This window comes from Mycobacterium sp. IDUB_37 (assembly GCF_055419245.1).
This window is the reverse complement of sequence record NZ_JBVAXG010000018.1, coordinates 1-18,732: the sequence shown is the minus strand read 5'-3', so window position 1 is coordinate 18,732 and position 18,732 is coordinate 1. Positions and strand designations below refer to the sequence as shown.

Below are 18,732 nucleotides of genomic sequence, written 5' to 3'. Positions count from 1 at the left end.
ACATGCACGACGTGTGTTGCCACGTGTGGTTGTGGGACCCAAGCGTTGCGGTGTCAACTCTCAATAACGTGTCGATCGCCGCATGCTGCCGCAGGTAGTGTGCTCACACCCTGAGATGTGCACAGGCCGAGTAGGCCGGGAACCTCCACCTCGTCAGGTCCACCCTCGAAAGAAAGTGAAGATGCATCAGATAATTGCACGTCACAAAGGTGAAGTTATCGGAATCAATGTGGAGAAGCCCAACGACTTCAAACTCATCAACCTGGTCGATGCGAACGAAGACTTCATCACGTTAAAAAGGGCGAATGGGACACTTCTGCACTGTTCGACCCGCTACATCATCTTCGCCTCAGAAGGGGAATTTCCGCTCGCTGCAGGGGCATTCAAGAAACGATCGGTGAAGCTGCTGGTCCACGTGTATCACTCATCAAGTTCTAACGCGGGCGGATTTGTCGGCGTGGGGATTGACTTCTGATGCTTCTCAGTACGCGCACTGGGGTCCCCGATTACGCTGTCGCCACGATCGGACGAATCGGAGGTTCATGCCCGAGCTGACAAAGGGCTCCAACGCGCCTGTGCCCACCGCCGAGCTCGTTGTTGAAGTCAGCTGGCAGGCCATCGGTGGCATCGACGCTGATGCCAGCGCCCTGCTGCTGACCGGCGCCGGAAAGGTGCGCGACGACAACGACTTCGTCTTCTACAACCAGCCCAGCTCGCGCGACGGGTCGGTTCGGCACGCCGGCGCTATTCCGTCTGGCGGGGACCGCCTGGCTTTGGCGTCGTGAATGGACGCCACGAACACCACCCGCTCGACCTCGGCTGGGACGGCCGGCGCGTCGACTATGAGGCGGTCATGCCCATTGGGGCAATGGGAGAACGCGGATTACCGTCGAGTGCGTGCAACCACTCGGCCCGGACGAGTCGTCTTACCTCTACGTCTCTACATAAGCGGTGCGTGGCGACGATCCATTCGGGGCACGTTTGCCTGGTTTGCGAGCTGTACCCGCCAGCTCATCGCACCCACCGCCACTAGCGGAATCCGTGAGGCAACGAGGCAAGGGGCTTGAGGGACCTCAACCAAGCCCAATGCCGCTTGTCCCGAAGCTGGGCACCGACAGCTCGACCGTCTATTATCGAACGCATGTTCGATTCATGGGAGGTGGATGCGGACTTCCCGACGTTGTTTGCGATGGACAGGCAAGTCCTCGTCGACACGGCACGCCTGTTCCCTTCCCGGGCAGTTCGCAAGGATGAGTTGCCGCTGTGGGTCAGATGTTTTGGTCTCCTGATCGAGCCTTCGATGCCGGCGAGACAGGTCGCTTGGATCCGAAAATCTGATGGGGAGTGGTTAGCTGCCGTACAGATGCCCGCTCGTAGCGCCAACGGGCGCTCGGAGCTGATGATGGATCTGTGGGTTCCGCCGGCGGCCTTGACGGTTCAACCTCACGCCAGCGGCTTTGAGAACCGTCACTAGGACGCCTAGCTGCCGCCTTTGCCGCCGGTAGCGGTGCCGGTGCCGGCGCCCCTGAAGGCGGCACCTCCGCCGCCTCCTCCTCCTCCTCCGGACGAGGAGTCGCCCGTTCCACCGGCGCCGCCGGTGCCGCCACCGACTCCTGTGCCGGCACCGCCATTGGTGCCGCCGTTGACACCGCTGCCGCCGACGCCTGCGCTGCCTCCGCCGGTACTGCCGATGGCTCCGCCTGCGCCGCCATCACCGCCGGCGGCGCCGCCGGAACCACTGCCACCGCTGCCACCACCACCGCCGGCGGCTCCGACAGCGGCGGCGTTGGTCCCGCTGACGCTGCCGCCGAGGCCACTTCCGCTACCGCCACTGATCGAGGTGGCACCGAAGTTGACGGCGCCGCCACCGCCGCCACCACCACCACCGAGCAGCCAATCTCGGCTACCTTGACCACCGGCACCGCCGGAGGCGGTTATGTCAAGGGAGAGGTCGGAGTTGATTAGTTGGGCGCTGCCGCCTTGCCCGCCGGCACCGCCGTGACCGTCGGTGGAACCTAAACCACCGCTACCGCCCGAACCACCAGCACCACCGGCGATGGCACCCTTCGTAGTGGTACTGAGAACGCCATTGCCGCCGTCACCGCCGACACCGCCGTTGCCGCCGACGAGGCCGAATCCGCCACTACCGCCGCTGCCGCCGGCGCCACCCTTGGTACCGGCGGTGACGGCGGCACCGCCGTCCCCGCCGTCCCCGCCGTCCCCGCCGCTGCCAGCGGCGTTGCGCCCCCCTAAAAGGTCATTACCACCAAACCCGGCGCCACCTCCGCGACCGCCCGCGCTGCCAGCACCGGCGCCAGCGCCGTTATCGGCGCCGCCGTCGCCGCCGGTCCCGCCCGCACCGCCGTCGCCGCCCAAACCGCCCGTGCTAAGTAATCCGGCGGCCCCGCCGCGGCCCCCCGCGCCTCCAACGCCAGCGTTGCCGCCCTTGCCGCCCGCCGCCACGGCGGTGCCGGCACCGCCATGACCGGCAGCGCCTCCGACACCGCCGGTGCCGCCCACACCGCCGTTACCGAGCAGGATCCCCCCGGTACCGCCAACGCCTCCCGCACCGCCGGTCCCACCGTTGCCGCCCGTGCCGCCAAGGACGCCCGTCTCGCCCGCAATACCGGCCCCGCCGACGCCCCCCCGCCCACCGTTTCCGAACAACCCGGCGTCACCCCCGCGACCGCCGCTCTGGCCGGTGGCCCCGGAGCCGCCGACACCGCCATTGCCCCACAAAATCCCGCCTGCGCCGCCAGCCTGCCCGGTCCCGGCTGCTCCGTTGGTGCCATCGCCAATCAGCTTGCGCCCCAACAGCAGGTTGGTGGGCGCGTTGACCACTTCCAAAAGGAGCCCCAGCGGGTCAGTGCTGGCCGCCTCGGCAGCCGCGTATGCACCCCCCGCGCTGCTCATCGCCTGCACGAAATCGGCATGAAATGCGGTGGTCTGCCTGCTCAGCGCCTGATAGTCCAGGGCGTGGTTGGAGAAAAGCGTCGCGATCACCGCTGACACTTCATCCTGGGCAGCGGCCAGCACTGAGGTTGTCGAGGGCGCTGCTGCTAAGGTGGCGGCGCGGACCGACGCCCCGATACCAGTCAAATCCGCCGAGGCTGCGGTCAAAGCCGCCGGTGTTGTGATGAGAAACGACACTGCAATCCTCCGATTGAGTCATGATCGACGTGGCCGATAGCAAACTGTTCTAACACGACTCCGCAGTATCCGCTAGAGCATTTGCCCAACGGGAACAACCTGACCGGTCGGCATCAACTATCAGGTCCGCCAATGACTCTGGAAGATCATGCTGTCGCGATCAGTCCGCTGGCGGGCGAGCATGCCACCTATGTCGTAAAGCGGCGACTGCGCCGAGGCGAATTGCTTACACCACCTGGTCAGGGAGTTGCGCCACCAAATCGCCGATGGCGAGCCATACTCTCCCAGTTGGGGACCGATTGCGTGAGCGGGTGACGCTGTATCCGTCAATGCCGCCACTAAAATTCGGTCAGTCCCGCCGCCAGGAGCAGTTTCTTCATTGTCCTAATGTGTTCTTTGAAAAGGGACGTTAGCGTATTTGGGGCAGTAGTGCGTCACACTCTGCGCCTGCAGCATCGCGGCGTTCTTCACGCTGAAATGCAATTGCTTCACGATGCCGTCGAGCACGTCATCGACACTCTGGCCGCTGTCAAGCGATTGACAGATTTCATGTGCAATGCGGATTACATCGGCGGGAGCACCCTGAACGGCTCCACTGACCTTTTGGATGAAGTCGTCGTCGTTGCTGTCGGCATGAGCGACACTCACGGAGAACAAAATCAGGGGCACCGCCACGACTGAGGCCCAAATCTGTTTCCCCATGTGTCTCCCTCGGGGTATCGACGCAACCCAACTGACCCCTGGTATCCAGGCTTCAGTTGTCTAGCCTTCGATTAAGCTACCGGCCGCGGCTACCGCAGAGCTAGCCCCAGATGTAGACGACTGCGTCGTTTCCGCCGCGGCAGGTGATCCACATCGCGGTGTAGGGGCCCTCCATTTGACACTGCATAACGAACTTCGTGCCGTCGCACTGCGCGTTTGAGCACACGGCTTTTGGACTTGCGACGCTGATCCGAGTCTGGGTTGTCCAATCACTAACGCTATTCAAGTAAGCCAATCCCACTTCGATAGCAAACCCGCAGGACGTGTAATGACTGCCGCGCGACGTCGCTGGCGCAACAAGCACGTTGGTGCTTGCGGCAGACAAGGGATAACCGCCGCTGCACCTGGAGTCGTTACCGGCATCGGCGCCTCGAAATATCTCCGGCGGAGTGCCGAACGAGAGTTGAGGTTTAGTGACCCCGGCGGTATCGGGTTGGGAGGTTGAGCCCCCGTCGTTCCAGCGGGTTGTGGTTGGGGGTGTTGGCGTTGTGGTGTAGGCGCTGTTGGTGGATTCGGAGGGGCCGGATGCGATGTTGATGATAAGGATGAGTAGTCCCAGGAGTACTGGGACTACTAACCAGGCTGCTTTGTTTGACGACGGCTTCGCGACGGGGACGCCACTCCATGGGACGGCCATCGGTGGTGGTGGCGGGGTTGGTGCCGGTCGCGGGGGTTGGGGTGGGGAGTTTACGACCCGTGGGCGGACTCGAGTGGGTGGTGTGGGAATCGGTCCTGTTGCCGGTTGTGCGGGGGCTGCGATTTGTGCCTCTTCGAGCGCGAGTTCCCACTTCGAGAATGATGGGCGCTTGGCGGGTGGCCCCGTTAGTGTCTCGGTGATGACCTGGCGGAGTGTGTTCGGTAATGAAAGCGGTAATCGCTTGGGGTCTCTGGCGTCCTGATCGCCAAGGATGAGTCGCAATGCCAGCAGTCCAAGTTTGTATCTGTCCGAGCGGGGAGTGGCCTTTTCTTCTCCGCTTGGAACCTCCCATCCCGGTGTTTCGAGCTGGCTCATCAGCGACACGCCTTCGACTCGCATGGCGTCGCAGTCGATGAAGTAGACCGCCGGCGCTCCGTCTAAAGACCAGAGAAGATTCTTCGGCGAGATGTCCCCAACGCAAACACCGTGATCGTGGAGAAAGGCCAACGAAGAAGCGACCTGACGAAGAAGCTCGAATCGTTGGCGGTCAGAGATGATCCTTCCTCGAAATCGCATCGCCGTGATCTGTGGATCGTTCAAAAGGTGCTGGAACTCTGCCGCCACTCGTGACGGCCCCTTTGCTGTCCAAAAGTCAGTGAAAAACTCATCCGGGATACTTGGCATGACGAAGCCCTTGACCCGGCCGTTGTCTTCGACGATCCGGCAGGGCCACGCGGCAATACTGATCAGCTTCGCACCCTCCCCGTAGGGCATGCTGGTAAGGAAGTCTGGCATGGCTTCTAGCGCGGCGACGTCAAGGGAGGCGAGCACGTCTGGTTTGCCACCAGTGCCGTCGTGATACTTCTTGAAAACCATTGATTTCGAGAACACAGCCGCCACGTTGGGAGCTTTGTAAACGATCCCCTGCCCACCTTGGCTGATCTTGGTAAGAACGCCGATGCTGCTGAGTTGGACCTTCTGTGTCATGAGTGCACGCCACCGCCCGCATCGGGGTTTACCTGTGACACTGACCCATTGGTTTTTGCCTGCCGCGGGACAACCGCGACGAGCGTGCGGTCATCGTCAAACGTCAATCGACTGAAATCCACGGCGTGTGCGAACTCGAACAGGGACGGCGGATGAGCGCCGCTAAATAGCTCGCGGAATAGGTTCCCCACGCCGCTTTGGCCACTCCCGAGAGGATCACCGATGCCGTCCGTGCCGAGCAACAAGACGTCGTCTGCTCCGATTTCGACCACAACAGGCTCGATTTCACTAGGCCGCCGGGGGAGACCCGCAACTGCCGACGAAGAGATACCTCCCTCATCAGCGGTCTTGCCCCCTAATAGCGACGTGAAATCCCCGTCACGTAGAAGCCATGCGCCAGAATCGCCGACGCCAACGATGAAGGCACGCAATACACCTGAGTCGGCCGGCTCAATCACAGCGCACAGCAGGGTCGTCGCCAATTGCTGTTCAGCTCTGCTGGGATCAGGTTCATCGAGTTGAAGCATCACCTGCGCCTGCTGGATCAAGGCCCAGGCTGCGTCCTTGATCAACGCCATCCAGTCCGTTGCCGCCGTTTCCCGTGGCATGTGTGACTGCAGCCACTGGGTCGCTTGACGCACCGCAATAGTCGACCCCAACTGGGACTGAGCCGCGGCCGAAACACCATCCGCAACAACGGCGATCACCCGCCCATCCGGCAACGAATGTACGGCGAAATCATCTTGGCGCGGAGCACCGTTGTAACGATGAAGATGCCCTCGGAGTGAGGCGCCGCGGACGGTGACTAGGTCGTTAGACCACCCGTCGATGATCGTGTCTGGACGAAAGGGAAAGGAACGAAAGCCCTCGCTTGTTACTGCCGGCTCCACTTCAGGAGAAGCCTCCCCGATCACGATCTGGGGAACCGCTATAGGCCCATGGATCTCCGAATAGACAGCAGGCGCTGATGCATGTTCCGAAACAGCCGCAGCGGCAACAGCTTCGGCATCCGCCTCGTTTGCACCCAGGGGGCCGGCCGAGTCCTCCCCAGCCGGATACCTCACTGCAAGATCGCGTCTCGACCGGTCGTAAGCGACATCGGGATCCGGATGGTCAAACTCGTTACCGGCCAGCGCCGGCCTTTTAGGACGTGCGGACCTGCTGTATATGTCGACATCAAACTCACTGGGACCGTGTTCGACACGCCCCGCGTGCGTCTCGGAAGTCTCACCATCGTTTCGGCGATGCCGCCGCCGACCACGCTGAGGCCATCGCCCCCTATCGGACCCCGACATAGCTGATCAGTACTACAGGATGTCGACTGCGAGGGAGAAACCTTCCGGCCTCTCCATTTGCAGTTCGGCGGCACCGGAGGCGATCGCCTGGCCTGAACTGATGACCGACTGCGTCAAGCCCGTGAAGAACCTCGCAAGCGCCTGGCCAGTGTCGGAGCCTTTTTGCGCGACCAAAGCGTAATCCGGTTTCGTAGCTATTTCCGCGACGGTCGCGGCATCTGCTTCACCGATACCAAACGCCACAATATTCGGGCGCGCCTGCTGGGCAAGAAGGTTCGACCGCGCGGTTCGCCAATCATCCCCGAAATTGGGCTGACCGTCAGTCAGAAAAAACACAACTGGACGGATCACCGCGAACCCCTGCGACTTCAAAGCAGGCACGTCGACAGAGATACGGTGTGCGAGCTCCCGAAAAGCCGCCGCGTAAGAGGTCATGCCACCCGGATGCAAGGTGGGCATCTCTGGGACCGATCGCAGATCCGACGGCTCCATATACGTGTGCGCAGCGTCGGAAAAACCAATCACCGAAAAACGAACCTTAGCTGCAGAGAAAGACTCCTTCTGCAACTCATCCAACAGCGAAGTCAACCCATCATTTAACTCAGCCATATTAGGCGTCATCGACCCAGACTGATCCACCACGAAGTAGACCGGAATGATCGTCCCCTGTGGTTCCACCCCTGCACCCCTTCTTCTACATTTACGCACTTCAAGCTATATAACCGAGGCCTGAGGTGATACGCCAAACTAGCGCATCAACCCCACAAGGTAAACACTGCCAGCCACCCCGCACCAAAGACTGAACACCCACTGAACCCTACCCACCCAGCACCAAATAAGTCACCCTGCTGCCAGCCACAACGATTTGTCCGTTTGTTGACGCGAATCGGTCAGCGGGTCGCGATGTTGGTGGCTGTGATGGAGTGGACGTCTTTCAACGGCGGCTGACGCCGTCGTTGTGCCAGCTGATCGGGGACAGTTGTCGTGCCGAGCGGACCCTGACTAGTTGGACCAGTACTCCAGCATCGACTCGTTGCTCAGGATATTCGAGCCTTGGCTAATGACCAGCGCGCTACTGGTAATCGAGTAGCGCACGCCGTTATTCGTCGCGACGAAGCCGGTCCCTGTCGGCACTGGGTCGTCGATTTCTACCGACAAACCATTCCGCAACCCAACACCCCTGTAGTAGTAGCGATCCGCCCCGGTCTCGCAGATCACCAGGGCCGAATCTGGCGTCCTAGCAATCACAACGGCTGGGTTCGTGTAACTGCAGCGCGCAGTGGAATAGCTCAGAAAACCCTGTGAGTCAGCGTCGCTAGGAATTCGTCCGGTAGTGCGTTGCGACGGTGTTGTATGGGTGGGCACTGACGCTGGGGTGTTTGGTGTGGTGGCGGTCATTCTTGTGGGTGGGTTTGGGTCGTCGTTCCAGCGGGTTGTGGTTGGGGGTGTTGGCGTTGTGGTGTAGGCGCTGTTGGTGGATTCGGAGGGGCCGGATGCGATGTTGATGATAAGGATGAGTAGTCCCAGGAGTACTGGGACTACTAACCAGGCTGCTTTGTTTGACGACGGCTTCGCGACGGGGACGCCACTCCATGGGACGGCCATCGGTGGTGGTGGCGGGGTTGGTGCCGGTCGCGGGGGTTGGGGTGGGGAGTTTACGACCCGTGGGCGGACTCGAGTGGGTGGTGTGGGAATCGGTCCTGTTGCCGGTTGTGCGGGGGCTGCGATTTGTGCCTCTTCGAGCGCGAGTTCCCACTTCGAGAATGATGGGCGCTTGGCGGGTGGCCCCGTTAGTGTCTCGGTGATGACCTGGCGGAGTGTGTTCGGTAATGAAAGCGGTAATCGCTTGGGGTCTCTGGCGTCCTGATCGCCAAGGATGAGTCGCAATGCCAGCAGTCCAAGTTTGTATCTGTCCGAGCGGGGAGTGGCCTTTTCTTCTCCGCTTGGAACCTCCCATCCCGGTGTTTCGAGCTGGCTCATCAGCGACACGCCTTCGACTCGCATGGCGTCGCAGTCGATGAAGTAGACCGCCGGCGCTCCGTCTAAAGACCAGAGAAGATTCTTCGGCGAGATGTCCCCAACGCAAACACCGTGATCGTGGAGAAAGGCCAACGAAGAAGCGACCTGACGAAGAAGCTCGAATCGTTGGCGGTCAGAGATGATCCTTCCTCGAAATCGCATCGCCGTGATCTGTGGATCGTTCAAAAGGTGCTGGAACTCTGCCGCCACTCGTGACGGCCCCTTTGCTGTCCAAAAGTCAGTGAAAAACTCATCCGGGATACTTGGCATGACGAAGCCCTTGACCCGGCCGTTGTCTTCGACGATCCGGCAGGGCCACGCGGCAATACTGATCAGCTTCGCACCCTCCCCGTAGGGCATGCTGGTAAGGAAGTCTGGCATGGCTTCTAGCGCGGCGACGTCAAGGGAGGCGAGCACGTCTGGTTTGCCACCAGTGCCGTCGTGATACTTCTTGAAAACCATTGATTTCGAGAACACAGCCGCCACGTTGGGAGCTTTGTAAACGATCCCCTGCCCACCTTGGCTGATCTTGGTAAGAACGCCGATGCTGCTGAGTTGGACCTTCTGTGTCATGAGTGCACGCCACCGCCCGCATCGGGGTTTACCTGTGACACTGACCCATTGGTTTTTGCCTGCCGCGGGACAACCGCGACGAGCGTGCGGTCATCGTCAAACGTCAATCGACTGAAATCCACGGCGTGTGCGAACTCGAACAGGGACGGCGGATGAGCGCCGCTAAATAGCTCGCGGAATAGGTTCCCCACGCCGCTTTGGCCACTCCCGAGAGGATCACCGATGCCGTCCGTGCCGAGCAACAAGACGTCGTCTGCTCCGATTTCGACCACAACAGGCTCGATTTCACTAGGCCGCCGGGGGAGACCCGCAACTGCCGACGAAGAGATACCTCCCTCATCAGCGGTCTTGCCCCCTAATAGCGACGTGAAATCCCCGTCACGTAGAAGCCATGCGCCAGAATCGCCGACGCCAACGATGAAGGCACGCAATACACCTGAGTCGGCCGGCTCAATCACAGCGCACAGCAGGGTCGTCGCCAATTGCTGTTCAGCTCTGCTGGGATCAGGTTCATCGAGTTGAAGCATCACCTGCGCCTGCTGGATCAAGGCCCAGGCTGCGTCCTTGATCAACGCCATCCAGTCCGTTGCCGCCGTTTCCCGTGGCATGTGTGACTGCAGCCACTGGGTCGCTTGACGCACCGCAATAGTCGACCCCAACTGGGACTGAGCCGCGGCCGAAACACCATCCGCAACAACGGCGATCACCCGCCCATCCGGCAACGAATGTACGGCGAAATCATCTTGGCGCGGAGCACCGTTGTAACGATGAAGATGCCCTCGGAGTGAGGCGCCGCGGACGGTGACTAGGTCGTTAGACCACCCGTCGATGATCGTGTCTGGACGAAAGGGAAAGGAACGAAAGCCCTCGCTTGTTACTGCCGGCTCCACTTCAGGAGAAGCCTCCCCGATCACGATCTGGGGAACCGCTATAGGCCCATGGATCTCCGAATAGACAGCAGGCGCTGATGCATGTTCCGAAACAGCCGCAGCGGCAACAGCTTCGGCATCCGCCTCGTTTGCACCCAGGGGGCCGGCCGAGTCCTCCCCAGCCGGATACCTCACTGCAAGATCGCGTCTCGACCGGTCGTAAGCGACATCGGGATCCGGATGGTCAAACTCGTTACCGGCCAGCGCCGGCCTTTTAGGACGTGCGGACCTGCTGTATATGTCGACATCAAACTCACTGGGACCGTGTTCGACACGCCCCGCGTGCGTCTCGGAAGTCTCACCATCGTTTCGGCGATGCCGCCGCCGACCACGCTGAGGCCATCGCCCCCTATCGGACCCCGACATAGCTGATCAGTACTACAGGATGTCGACTGCGAGGGAGAAACCTTCCGGCCTCTCCATTTGCAGTTCGGCGGCACCGGAGGCGATCGCCTGGCCTGAACTGATGACCGACTGCGTCAAGCCCGTGAAGAACCTCGCAAGCGCCTGGCCAGTGTCGGAGCCTTTTTGCGCGACCAAAGCGTAATCCGGTTTCGTAGCTATTTCCGCGACGGTCGCGGCATCTGCTTCACCGATACCAAACGCCACAATATTCGGGCGCGCCTGCTGGGCAAGAAGGTTCGACCGCGCGGTTCGCCAATCATCCCCGAAATTGGGCTGACCGTCAGTCAGAAAAAACACAACTGGACGGATCACCGCGAACCCCTGCGACTTCAAAGCAGGCACGTCGACAGAGATACGGTGTGCGAGCTCCCGAAAAGCCGCCGCGTAAGAGGTCATGCCACCCGGATGCAAGGTGGGCATCTCTGGGACCGATCGCAGATCCGACGGCTCCATATACGTGTGCGCAGCGTCGGAAAAACCAATCACCGAAAAACGAACCTTAGCTGCAGAGAAAGACTCCTTCTGCAACTCATCCAACAGCGAAGTCAACCCATCATTTAACTCAGCCATATTAGGCGTCATCGACCCAGACTGATCCACCACGAAGTAGACCGGAATGATCGTCCCCTGTGGTTCCACCCCTGCACCCCTTCTTCTACATTTACGCACTTCAAGCTATATAACCGAGGCCTGAGGTGATACGCCAAACTAGCGCATCAACCCCACAAGGTAAACACTGCCAGCCACCCCCACCAAAGACTGAACACCCACTAAACCCTACCCACCCAGCACCAAATAAGTCACCCTGCTGCCAGCCACAACGATTAGCTACCATCGGCAGGCGACGCCAGATTTCTGTGCCAGGCTGTGCCTTCCGTCGATCGCCGTCCCACAGGGGTCCGTCCTTCGAACGAGGAGGATCTGAACGAGATGAAAGGTGCGGGATGGTGCCCGTAGGCGCGCTCGGCCGACCTGTTCGGAGCGTTAGGGGAGTGGATAAAATCATATCCCGGAATCGCTACTCAGTTTGTGAGGAACGAGGAGATGATGGCTGACGCATTTGCGGCTTTGCGAGGAAACAAACTGGCCCTCTACGGAGGCGGCGGCTTTTTGGGCGGAGCGTTAGGAGCGTTCGCCGCCGAGGTAGGCATGGGGTCAAACTACGGCTTCGGCCATAGCCCTGCTCGCCTGATTATCGACCAAGGCCTGCATGACACGATCCTTGCCTGTGTACTTGCTCTGGCACTCTTTGTGGCTGGCGAGTGGCATCAGCGGCGCGAAATCAAACCCGCAAGACTGCAGTCAATTTTCCTCCTGGGTGCTGTCGCGGGCTTCTTTTCCGGTGCCGCGGCACAGGCGCTTTATAACTTGGCGGATCCCGGATTTTTTAAGTTCTATGTCCTCCGGGTAGTGAGTTGGGCGATGTTTGGGATGTTGCTCGGAGTGATCCTTTCGCGTCGTGTACCCAACCTTCCACTGGTACGCGCAACTGCTGCCGGAGCGTTGGGCGGTGCTGTTGGCTGTCTAGGCGCTTTGCTGACGTGGGAAACACTGCCCAGTTCGGCTGAGTTTGTCGGCCGTATCTTTGGGTTAGGCTTGTTGGGCCTCGCCCTTGGTTTAGCAATACATCTGGTGGAGAACATGATTCGCGAAGCCAGCGTCGAAATCGAATGGGCACCCTACGAGACCACTCGAGTGGGTCTGGGTGCGCAGCCGGTGACTATCGGCGGTGGCGGCGGAGATCACATCTTCATGAAAGGCCTACCTCCCCAAGTCTCAAGCATTATCTGTAGAAACGGTCGTATCGAACACATCGAGACTTCCAACGGAAAACGGACACCGCTGCAGGATGGCAGCCGGCTGCGGATCGGTGGTCTGCACATGGTGGTGCACGCGGCAAAGTAATTTTGGATTCTGGTGACAAAGACCGGACCAGTGAATTCACAGCAGCCAACCTAGTATCTGCGCGACTCGGAGCAACTTCGATTTATTTGGTGAATTCCTCAGCGATGACCTGGTGACAACGAGAAGACCGGAGCCGTCGCAGCCGCCTTGGTGGCAGCGGCCTGCATCAGCCGCTGACGGACAACGCCGTCAAGTCCCCATACTGACAGATTGACATAGCGCGGCGGCGTCGCTTACTCAAACGTCTTGCACAGGAATGCACTTCAGCTGTTACATTTTCCTGCCGGTAGTGCAGCGATATGTGCTACTAGCCACTCCGCAACTTCGTTCAAGTTGCTGACACCGTCGTCAAACGAGCCCGAAGCTGGGTCGAGTGCGACCGCTACCGCGGTCGTGCCGCCGGGAGTTGGAATGACGCCGATCTGGCGGACGAGATACTTGCCCGCAGGTGAAGGGCCCCAACCGCCTTTAAAGCGAGAGTTAGCAATTCGACCGAGCCCCCAGGTTTGACTGCTGACGATTTGCCCCATGAGATCGAAGATCGGCTCGTTTCGACGATCGCATGCTGCGGCTGAAAGGAACTTGGCTTGGTCGGGCAGGGACCAGACCGTCTGACCAAATGCCGTGAACGGAGGACGCACCCTTCGCGACTGCACAGCCGTTTGATCGCCCGCTTCACGCAGGACGTCTTCGACGCTCCGTGCGGCAACGACGGGGTCACCGAGACTCTCCCAGAGAGCCTCAGCGGCAGCGTTGTCGGACTCCTCGATTGCAGCGGACATGTTTTGGGATACCTGCGGACGCCCTGCTTGCCGGAGAGCGGCAATTGCTAGCGGAACTTTGATCGTCGACCAAGCCGGACCGGATGACCATTGACCCAATTGCACTGCTTCTTGCTGCGCTCCGACGGCGCTTAGCGCGATACCTAAAACACCATTTATGTTTGATCGCAATTGCTCGAAGTCAGCAGATAGCCCTTCCGTTGTGGCAGTCCACGATGATTGGGGTGCAGACGCCTCTGCTGGGGCCACAGTCGAAGTATTGCTCGTCTCGGTTGGCGGTTTTGTGGGCCGCGCAGCCTGACGTCCAGCGAAGGCGCCTGTTGTCATTGCGACAACGCCAACGGCAACCAGAGCGCCTGTACTTACGGCCGCTGCGATCACTCGGCGGAGGGCTACATGGCGTCGTTGTTCGGCGCCGACAGAGGGGCGGTGGCGACCAACCCGGCGCGCAGTTTGAGTGTGCATACGCCGTGACAGGGCGTCTTTCTCGTCTTCCACGGCTACCCGCTTCCTGAGCCAGTACGTCAGAGTCGAACAGAACGACGTGACTTTCATGCAAATTAGTGCTGTTTGTACACGTCAAAGTTTCTTGTATTAGCCCTGGCCGAGTGCCCACGACGCTGCGGTCTTCCTGTCGGCTCCGGTCGGAATGTGAGCAGGTAGTTCCCGGGTGCAGGCTGCCCAGAATTCAACCTGAGCCTCGGGTAGGTGATCGTCAACGCGACGTGGGACCTCCATATTCGGTAGCGTATTTAACGCAGAAGTTTATTGCGTCTTTGAGCTGGTCGCCTCTATAGCCTTCTGCCTGCATTGTGGCGCGGCAATGTTTCTCGGTTTCTGATTCCCAAGGCTTGGTGGACAGCACCACGAAGAAAATACATGCCAGTACCGCGACAACAGCTGCGACTCCAAAAGCAATCATCATTTTCTTCGATTCGGGCGATGCAGCGGTCCACTTTTGAGAAAGAGTGTTGAACGGCGGCGTATGAGCGCTGGGCTGGCCGCCAGCCGCTGCGGTAGCCCCAGGCAACTTGTTGCGACGTCCATGCCAGCGGGTTCCATCCCAATACACCTCAGAGGCGCTGTCATTGGGGTCGGGGTACCAACCCGCAGCCTGAATAGGCATCGCAAACCCCCCCAGTTATCAGTCAACGGCGCGCAGGTCTTTTGTCGACGAACGCAATCCGGTTTGAACGCTGATCCATTCTGAGGATATGTCCACCTGTGGTAAGCGTCCACGTCGGATCCAGCATGCGTCCAGAACGAAGCTAGCAAGGCACGTAGGTGGTACCGCAGCAGAAGGGCCGGATGTCGAGACTGTCCCATACGTAATGGTTTGTACCCGCGTGCTGAATACGTGAACGGACTCAGGTTGTTGACAGAGGTTGGTCGAGGCTTCGGTCGAACTTCTATCTAGGCGAGGTGGGGAGGGATTCAGCGCTCGGGCCTGCCCCGTCGCGATGACTACTGCCACCACGCTGAGCAGCGCCCCGGGCGCTGGCTTCGGGGGCTAACGGCAACGGTGACAGCGGCGGCAGGAGCGGCCAAAGTGAAGGTGCGCTGGCGCCGCGCGCACACCACCAGCCACAAGGCTGAGCAGGCGAGCTGACACCCCCTCCCCGCCCGCTGCAGGGGTGGGGAGGGGGTTCGTTTGCCTGACTGAGGTCACCGCTGCTGGCGGCATGTCGAGAAGCAGTGGTGATTGACAGTAGTGCTCCGTTGTTTAGTAAGGCCGTTAGCAAGCCGCGTGGGGCGCCCCGGGGCTCATCCTGGGTCGGGCTAATCCAATGTTGGCGGCTAACATGCGGCAATGCCGCTCACGATCGGTGGAACCTTTGCCGGGTACACGATTCTGCGCTTGCTCGGCTCCGGGGGAATGGGCGAAGTTTATCTGGCTCAGCACCCGCGCTTGCCTCGGCAAGATGCGCTGAAAGTTCTGCGCACCGATGTTTCGAGCGACGCCGCTTTCCGTGAACGGTTCATTCGGGAAGCCGACCTGGCGGCGGGCTTGTGGCATCCCCACATCGTTGGCGTTCATGACCGCGGTGAGCATGAAGGCCAGCTCTGGATCGCGATGGACTACGTCGAGGGTGTCGATGCGGCGCAGCTGATGCAGAGCTGTTACCCGAGCGGTATGCCGGCCGATCAAGTCGGTGCCATCGTCGCTGCGGTAGCCGGTGGGTTGGACTACGCCCACAAGCGGAGTCTGCTGCACCGAGATGTCAAGCCAGCCAACATCATGCTGTCGGGACTCGATGACGACGAACAACGGATCCTGCTCACCGATTTCGGTATCGCCAGACCGGTCGACCAGATCAGTGGACTCACGACCACCAACATGGCGGTCGGCACCGTCGCCTACGCCGCGCCGGAGCAGTTGATGGGTGAGAATATCGACGGCCGGACCGACCAATACGCCCTGGCTGCCACTGCTTACCATCTGTTGGCCGGGGTGCCGCCGTTCGTGCACAGCAATCCGGCTGTGGTCATTAGCCGGCACCTGACTGCCGTCCCACCGCCGATCAGCAGGCATCGCATCGAGCTTGCCGGCCTCGACTCGTTGTTGTCACGCGCACTGTCCAAGGATCCTTCCGGCCGCTACAGCCGGTGTGCTGACTTCGCGGCAGCGTTGCAGCGGTCATCCGCCGCGCTGGCAACAGATGCAGCACCGGCGGGCTTGGCTGGCGGTGCTGTGGAGTGGTCATCGCGGCCGGCGGCAACAATGCCGGGGGCGCGAGCTGAAGAACCCACTGCTGTTGCACCGGCGCGGCAGGTGCCCCCCGTCAGTAGTGCGAACGGGAAGGGAGTGGCGGCGACTGCTGGAAGACGGCGCCGCCGGCTACGTCCCGCGATCGCAGTGCCGGGGGCGCTCGTCGCGGTGCTTCTCGCAGGCGCAGTGATTGTCGGAATCAATCTGTCTCGCAGCGCCTCTCATCCGCAGGCCTCGGAGGCGACGTCCTCCGCGCAATCCGGCAGCGCCATGATGCCTGGCACGGCCGCATCGAAACCGTCACCGGCGCCGCAACCTAAATTTGTCACCGATCCTGTGCAGCTGCCGGTTTCTGTGGAGGGCCCGAGCAGTATTGCCGTTGACAACGCAGGCAATCTTTATGTCGCGGCCAGGGCCGGTTCCGCCGGAATGCTCTATAAGTTGCCGGTTGGCGCGAGTGCCCCGACGCTGCTTCCTGTCAGCGGTCTCAGCGGTCCTTGCGCAATGGCAGTCAACAAGAGTGGCGACCTATACATGCTGGATGGCTGCAGCATGGCCGGCAGCACGTTGCTGAAAATCTCGGCAGGTTCCACCACCGCGGTGCAGCTGACCGCACATCTGCCATCTGGCGCCTGGGACATCGCCGTCGACTCCCACGACAACCTTTACATCGTCTGTTTCAGCAAGTACGTCGCGGAGCTGGTGAAGCTAGCGCCCGGCGCCACCGAGCCCACCGTGGTAGCTCACCCAGGGGTGGCGACGGTATCCGTGGTGGCTGTCGACACCGCTGACGGTCTATACGCTGGGAGCCACAACGGTGCGGTGATCAAAATTGATCCCTCTGAACCGAATTCGGCGACGCCGCTGCCGTTTCCCGCACTGAGTTCAACGAACTCACTTGACGAGATCACCGTAGACAGGGCCGGGACCGTGTACGCCGTCACGACCGAGTTCACGGACGTTTTCGCCGGGGTAACGCACTCAGCCGTGACTGTGCTGCCCACCGGCGGGACGGCACCGGAGAGGCTGAATCTCGGCGACAAATTCGAGTCCCCCAGTGGCATCGCAGCAGACGACTCGGGGATTTACGCGATAGCGAGTAGCACGACCGACCAGAAGAATCACGTAATCCTCTTAAGGCGCGCGGGATAGCCACTTCTGCAGCCGACGATGTCGGGCATTAAGGAACCAGAACACCAGACCGAAGCATTGCGCGAGCTCATCGAATCCGTCAAGAACAGTGGCGCCGAGGAAAGTTTCGGCCCATCAGTGAATCGGCGACAGCACCGAAATCTCCACTGGGCGAGCTCGTTCCGGCCGCGCTGCCCGAATCCGATGACGACGACGACAACGATGATTCCGTCACCGCGACGTACACAGCTGCTGAAGCGGCCGGAGATGCTTTCGCCGACGAAGGCCCGCCCTGGGATGTGGGCCCCACCGAGAAGCGTTCCGCGGGAACCGCAGAGGGCGCTGGGTGGGATCGGATTCTTCCGGCGCTTCGCACAGTTCACTCGACAGTGTGCCGACAGCAACACCGCCGTCCGGCCGGGACAACGCCAGGCCAGGTGCTCGCCGATCTGCAAAGGGCGATCGACGCGGTGCTCGCCGCCGGAGACCCCGCCGCCCTGGCCGCGCAACTCCCCGAAGGCCGCGCAACAGCATTGGCGCCCAAAATGCGTAGCCTCCGGCCAACGCCTCGTACGCCTCGGCCACATACTGCACACCTTCGGGTGAACCTGGCTATGCCGGCAACGAACCTCCATCCGCCCAGAGGCAATTCAGCGAAGATGGACGCTCCCGTAATCACTATTTGATCAAGCGCAATGCGCTCGCGTGGCGCAAACTGACTCGCCCAAGAAGGTGCCTGCGCTAGCGGGAGGCAGCCATATGCACCTTCTTGTACTCGGCTAGTTGATCTTTGGTCAACCCACACAAATGAGTTGATGCGGCCGTAGCGATGGGCTCGACGTCCTCATATATCGATGGGTCGCTCAAGTTGTTGAGGATGTAGTTCCACGCCCAGCCCCTTTTCATTTCGTCGCAGACCTCGTAACCCTTCCGTAGTAGGAAGGCGGGGGATTGGGCCATGTAGCGATGGCCACCTTCGCCGCTGGGGCCGTATGCGTCGTTGAGAAACCCGTTCTCATCACTGGGTGCAGCAGGTGCGGTCGCCGAGCTAGGAGCGGTCGTCGGGGATGGCTTGGTGTCAGAAGTGGGGTTTGGCTTTTCAGCGGCGCACGCCGCCAGCAACAGCGCGCTGGCGGACACCGCGGCGAACAGTGGGCGCATCCGGCCACATTAGCAACGGCACAGGTCGCGTGATGTGGACGAGTTGCGAGACGCGGCGGCCTGCCGGGCTGTGCCGCTAGGGCCACCAAACGATCGTGCAGCTGATTGGTTGCTGCCACCTCGAGCACATCGGCGGCCATGTCAGTTCCGGTCGAAAAGTGAGCAGGTAGTTCCGGTCGAAAAGTGAGCACCCTTCTGATTGGAGAGTGTGTTTAGCCCGGACACATGGCTGACAGCTCGTCCCGGGGACATCGCTGACACTCTCTGAAAGTGAGAGTGCTGAGCG

Annotated in this window: 16 protein-coding genes; 5 read left to right on the top strand and 11 right to left on the bottom strand. The window is 60.9% G+C overall.

The genetic code is table 11. From position 1 onward, the window contains the following. Positions 1-181 precede the first annotated feature (181 nt). From ACZY1I_RS31910 to ACZY1I_RS31900, 3 genes are all read left to right on the top strand, one after another. A complete protein-coding gene (locus ACZY1I_RS31910; protein WP_463761639.1) occupies positions 182-475 on the top strand; it encodes a hypothetical protein in 294 nt (97 codons plus the stop codon). 67 nt (positions 476-542) lie between these two features. Continuing rightward, on the top strand, positions 543-785 hold the full coding sequence (locus tag ACZY1I_RS31905; protein WP_463761638.1) for a TerD family protein: 243 nt from the start codon (positions 543-545) through the stop codon (positions 783-785). Positions 786-1,141: 356 nt separating this feature from the next. Then, positions 1,142-1,474, top strand: a complete 333-nt coding sequence (locus ACZY1I_RS31900; RefSeq protein ID WP_463761637.1) for a hypothetical protein — start codon at positions 1,142-1,144, stop codon at positions 1,472-1,474. Positions 1,475-1,479: 5 nt separating this feature from the next. Here the strand turns inward: ACZY1I_RS31900 and ACZY1I_RS31895 are convergent, their stop codons facing one another. From ACZY1I_RS31895 to ACZY1I_RS31860, 8 genes are all read right to left on the bottom strand, one after another. Next, positions 1,480-3,150, bottom strand: coding sequence for a PE family protein (locus ACZY1I_RS31895; protein ID WP_463761635.1), 1,671 nt, complete (start codon positions 3,148-3,150; stop codon positions 1,480-1,482). Positions 3,151-3,534: 384 nt separating this feature from the next. Further along, on the bottom strand, positions 3,535-3,852 hold the full coding sequence (locus ACZY1I_RS31890; protein ID WP_463761634.1) for a DUF732 domain-containing protein: 318 nt from the start codon (positions 3,850-3,852) through the stop codon (positions 3,535-3,537). 100 nt (positions 3,853-3,952) lie between these two features. Further along, positions 3,953-5,536 carry a serine/threonine-protein kinase gene (locus tag ACZY1I_RS31885; RefSeq protein WP_463761633.1) on the bottom strand — a complete coding sequence of 528 codons (1,584 nt, stop codon included), beginning with the start codon at positions 5,534-5,536 and terminating at the stop codon, positions 3,953-3,955. Continuing rightward, positions 5,533-6,450: a protein phosphatase 2C domain-containing protein gene (locus ACZY1I_RS31880; protein ID WP_463761630.1), complete on the bottom strand. Its 918-nt coding sequence runs from the start codon at positions 6,448-6,450 to the stop codon at positions 5,533-5,535. The genes ACZY1I_RS31885 and ACZY1I_RS31880 overlap by 4 nt, the downstream gene beginning before the upstream one ends. Before the next feature lie 393 nt (positions 6,451-6,843). Further along, positions 6,844-7,509: a vWA domain-containing protein gene (locus tag ACZY1I_RS31875; RefSeq protein WP_463761629.1), complete on the bottom strand. Its 666-nt coding sequence runs from the start codon at positions 7,507-7,509 to the stop codon at positions 6,844-6,846. Positions 7,510-7,833: 324 nt separating this feature from the next. After that, positions 7,834-9,423, bottom strand: a complete 1,590-nt coding sequence (locus ACZY1I_RS31870; RefSeq protein WP_463761631.1) for a serine/threonine-protein kinase — start codon at positions 9,421-9,423, stop codon at positions 7,834-7,836. After that, the gene (locus tag ACZY1I_RS31865) at positions 9,420-10,337 is read right to left on the bottom strand and encodes a protein phosphatase 2C domain-containing protein (RefSeq protein WP_463761630.1); all 918 of its coding nucleotides are present in this window, start codon (positions 10,335-10,337) and stop codon (positions 9,420-9,422) included. Before ACZY1I_RS31865 ends, ACZY1I_RS31870 begins: the two co-directional genes overlap by 4 nt. Positions 10,338-10,730: 393 nt before the next feature. Beyond that, the gene (locus ACZY1I_RS31860; RefSeq protein WP_463761629.1) at positions 10,731-11,396 is read right to left on the bottom strand and encodes a vWA domain-containing protein; all 666 of its coding nucleotides are present in this window, start codon (positions 11,394-11,396) and stop codon (positions 10,731-10,733) included. A 405-nt stretch (positions 11,397-11,801) separates the two neighbouring features. Between ACZY1I_RS31860 and ACZY1I_RS31855 the strand changes: the two genes are divergently transcribed. Then, on the top strand, positions 11,802-12,662 hold the full coding sequence (locus ACZY1I_RS31855) for an FHA domain-containing protein (protein WP_463761627.1): 861 nt from the start codon (positions 11,802-11,804) through the stop codon (positions 12,660-12,662). Between the two features lie 263 nt (positions 12,663-12,925). On the opposite strand, the gene ACZY1I_RS31850 is transcribed toward ACZY1I_RS31855, so the two are convergent. Together ACZY1I_RS31850 and ACZY1I_RS31845 are read right to left on the bottom strand one after the other, a co-directional pair. Next, complete coding sequence (locus tag ACZY1I_RS31850) at positions 12,926-13,444, bottom strand: serine hydrolase (protein ID WP_463761625.1); 519 nt, start codon at positions 13,442-13,444, stop codon at positions 12,926-12,928. A gap of 715 nt (positions 13,445-14,159) precedes the next feature. After that, positions 14,160-14,570: a DUF2510 domain-containing protein gene (locus ACZY1I_RS31845; RefSeq protein ID WP_463761623.1), complete on the bottom strand. Its 411-nt coding sequence runs from the start codon at positions 14,568-14,570 to the stop codon at positions 14,160-14,162. 684 nt (positions 14,571-15,254) lie between these two features. On the opposite strand from ACZY1I_RS31845, the gene ACZY1I_RS31840 reads away from it, so the two are divergent. Further along, the gene (locus ACZY1I_RS31840) at positions 15,255-17,306 is read left to right on the top strand and encodes a serine/threonine-protein kinase (RefSeq protein WP_463761621.1); all 2,052 of its coding nucleotides are present in this window, start codon (positions 15,255-15,257) and stop codon (positions 17,304-17,306) included. 720 nt (positions 17,307-18,026) lie between these two features. Here ACZY1I_RS31840 and ACZY1I_RS31835 read toward each other — a convergent pair. After that, entirely contained in the window at positions 18,027-18,446 is a 420-nt protein-coding gene (locus ACZY1I_RS31835; RefSeq protein WP_463761620.1) for a hypothetical protein, read from the bottom strand. Between the last annotated feature and the right edge of the window lie 286 nt (positions 18,447-18,732).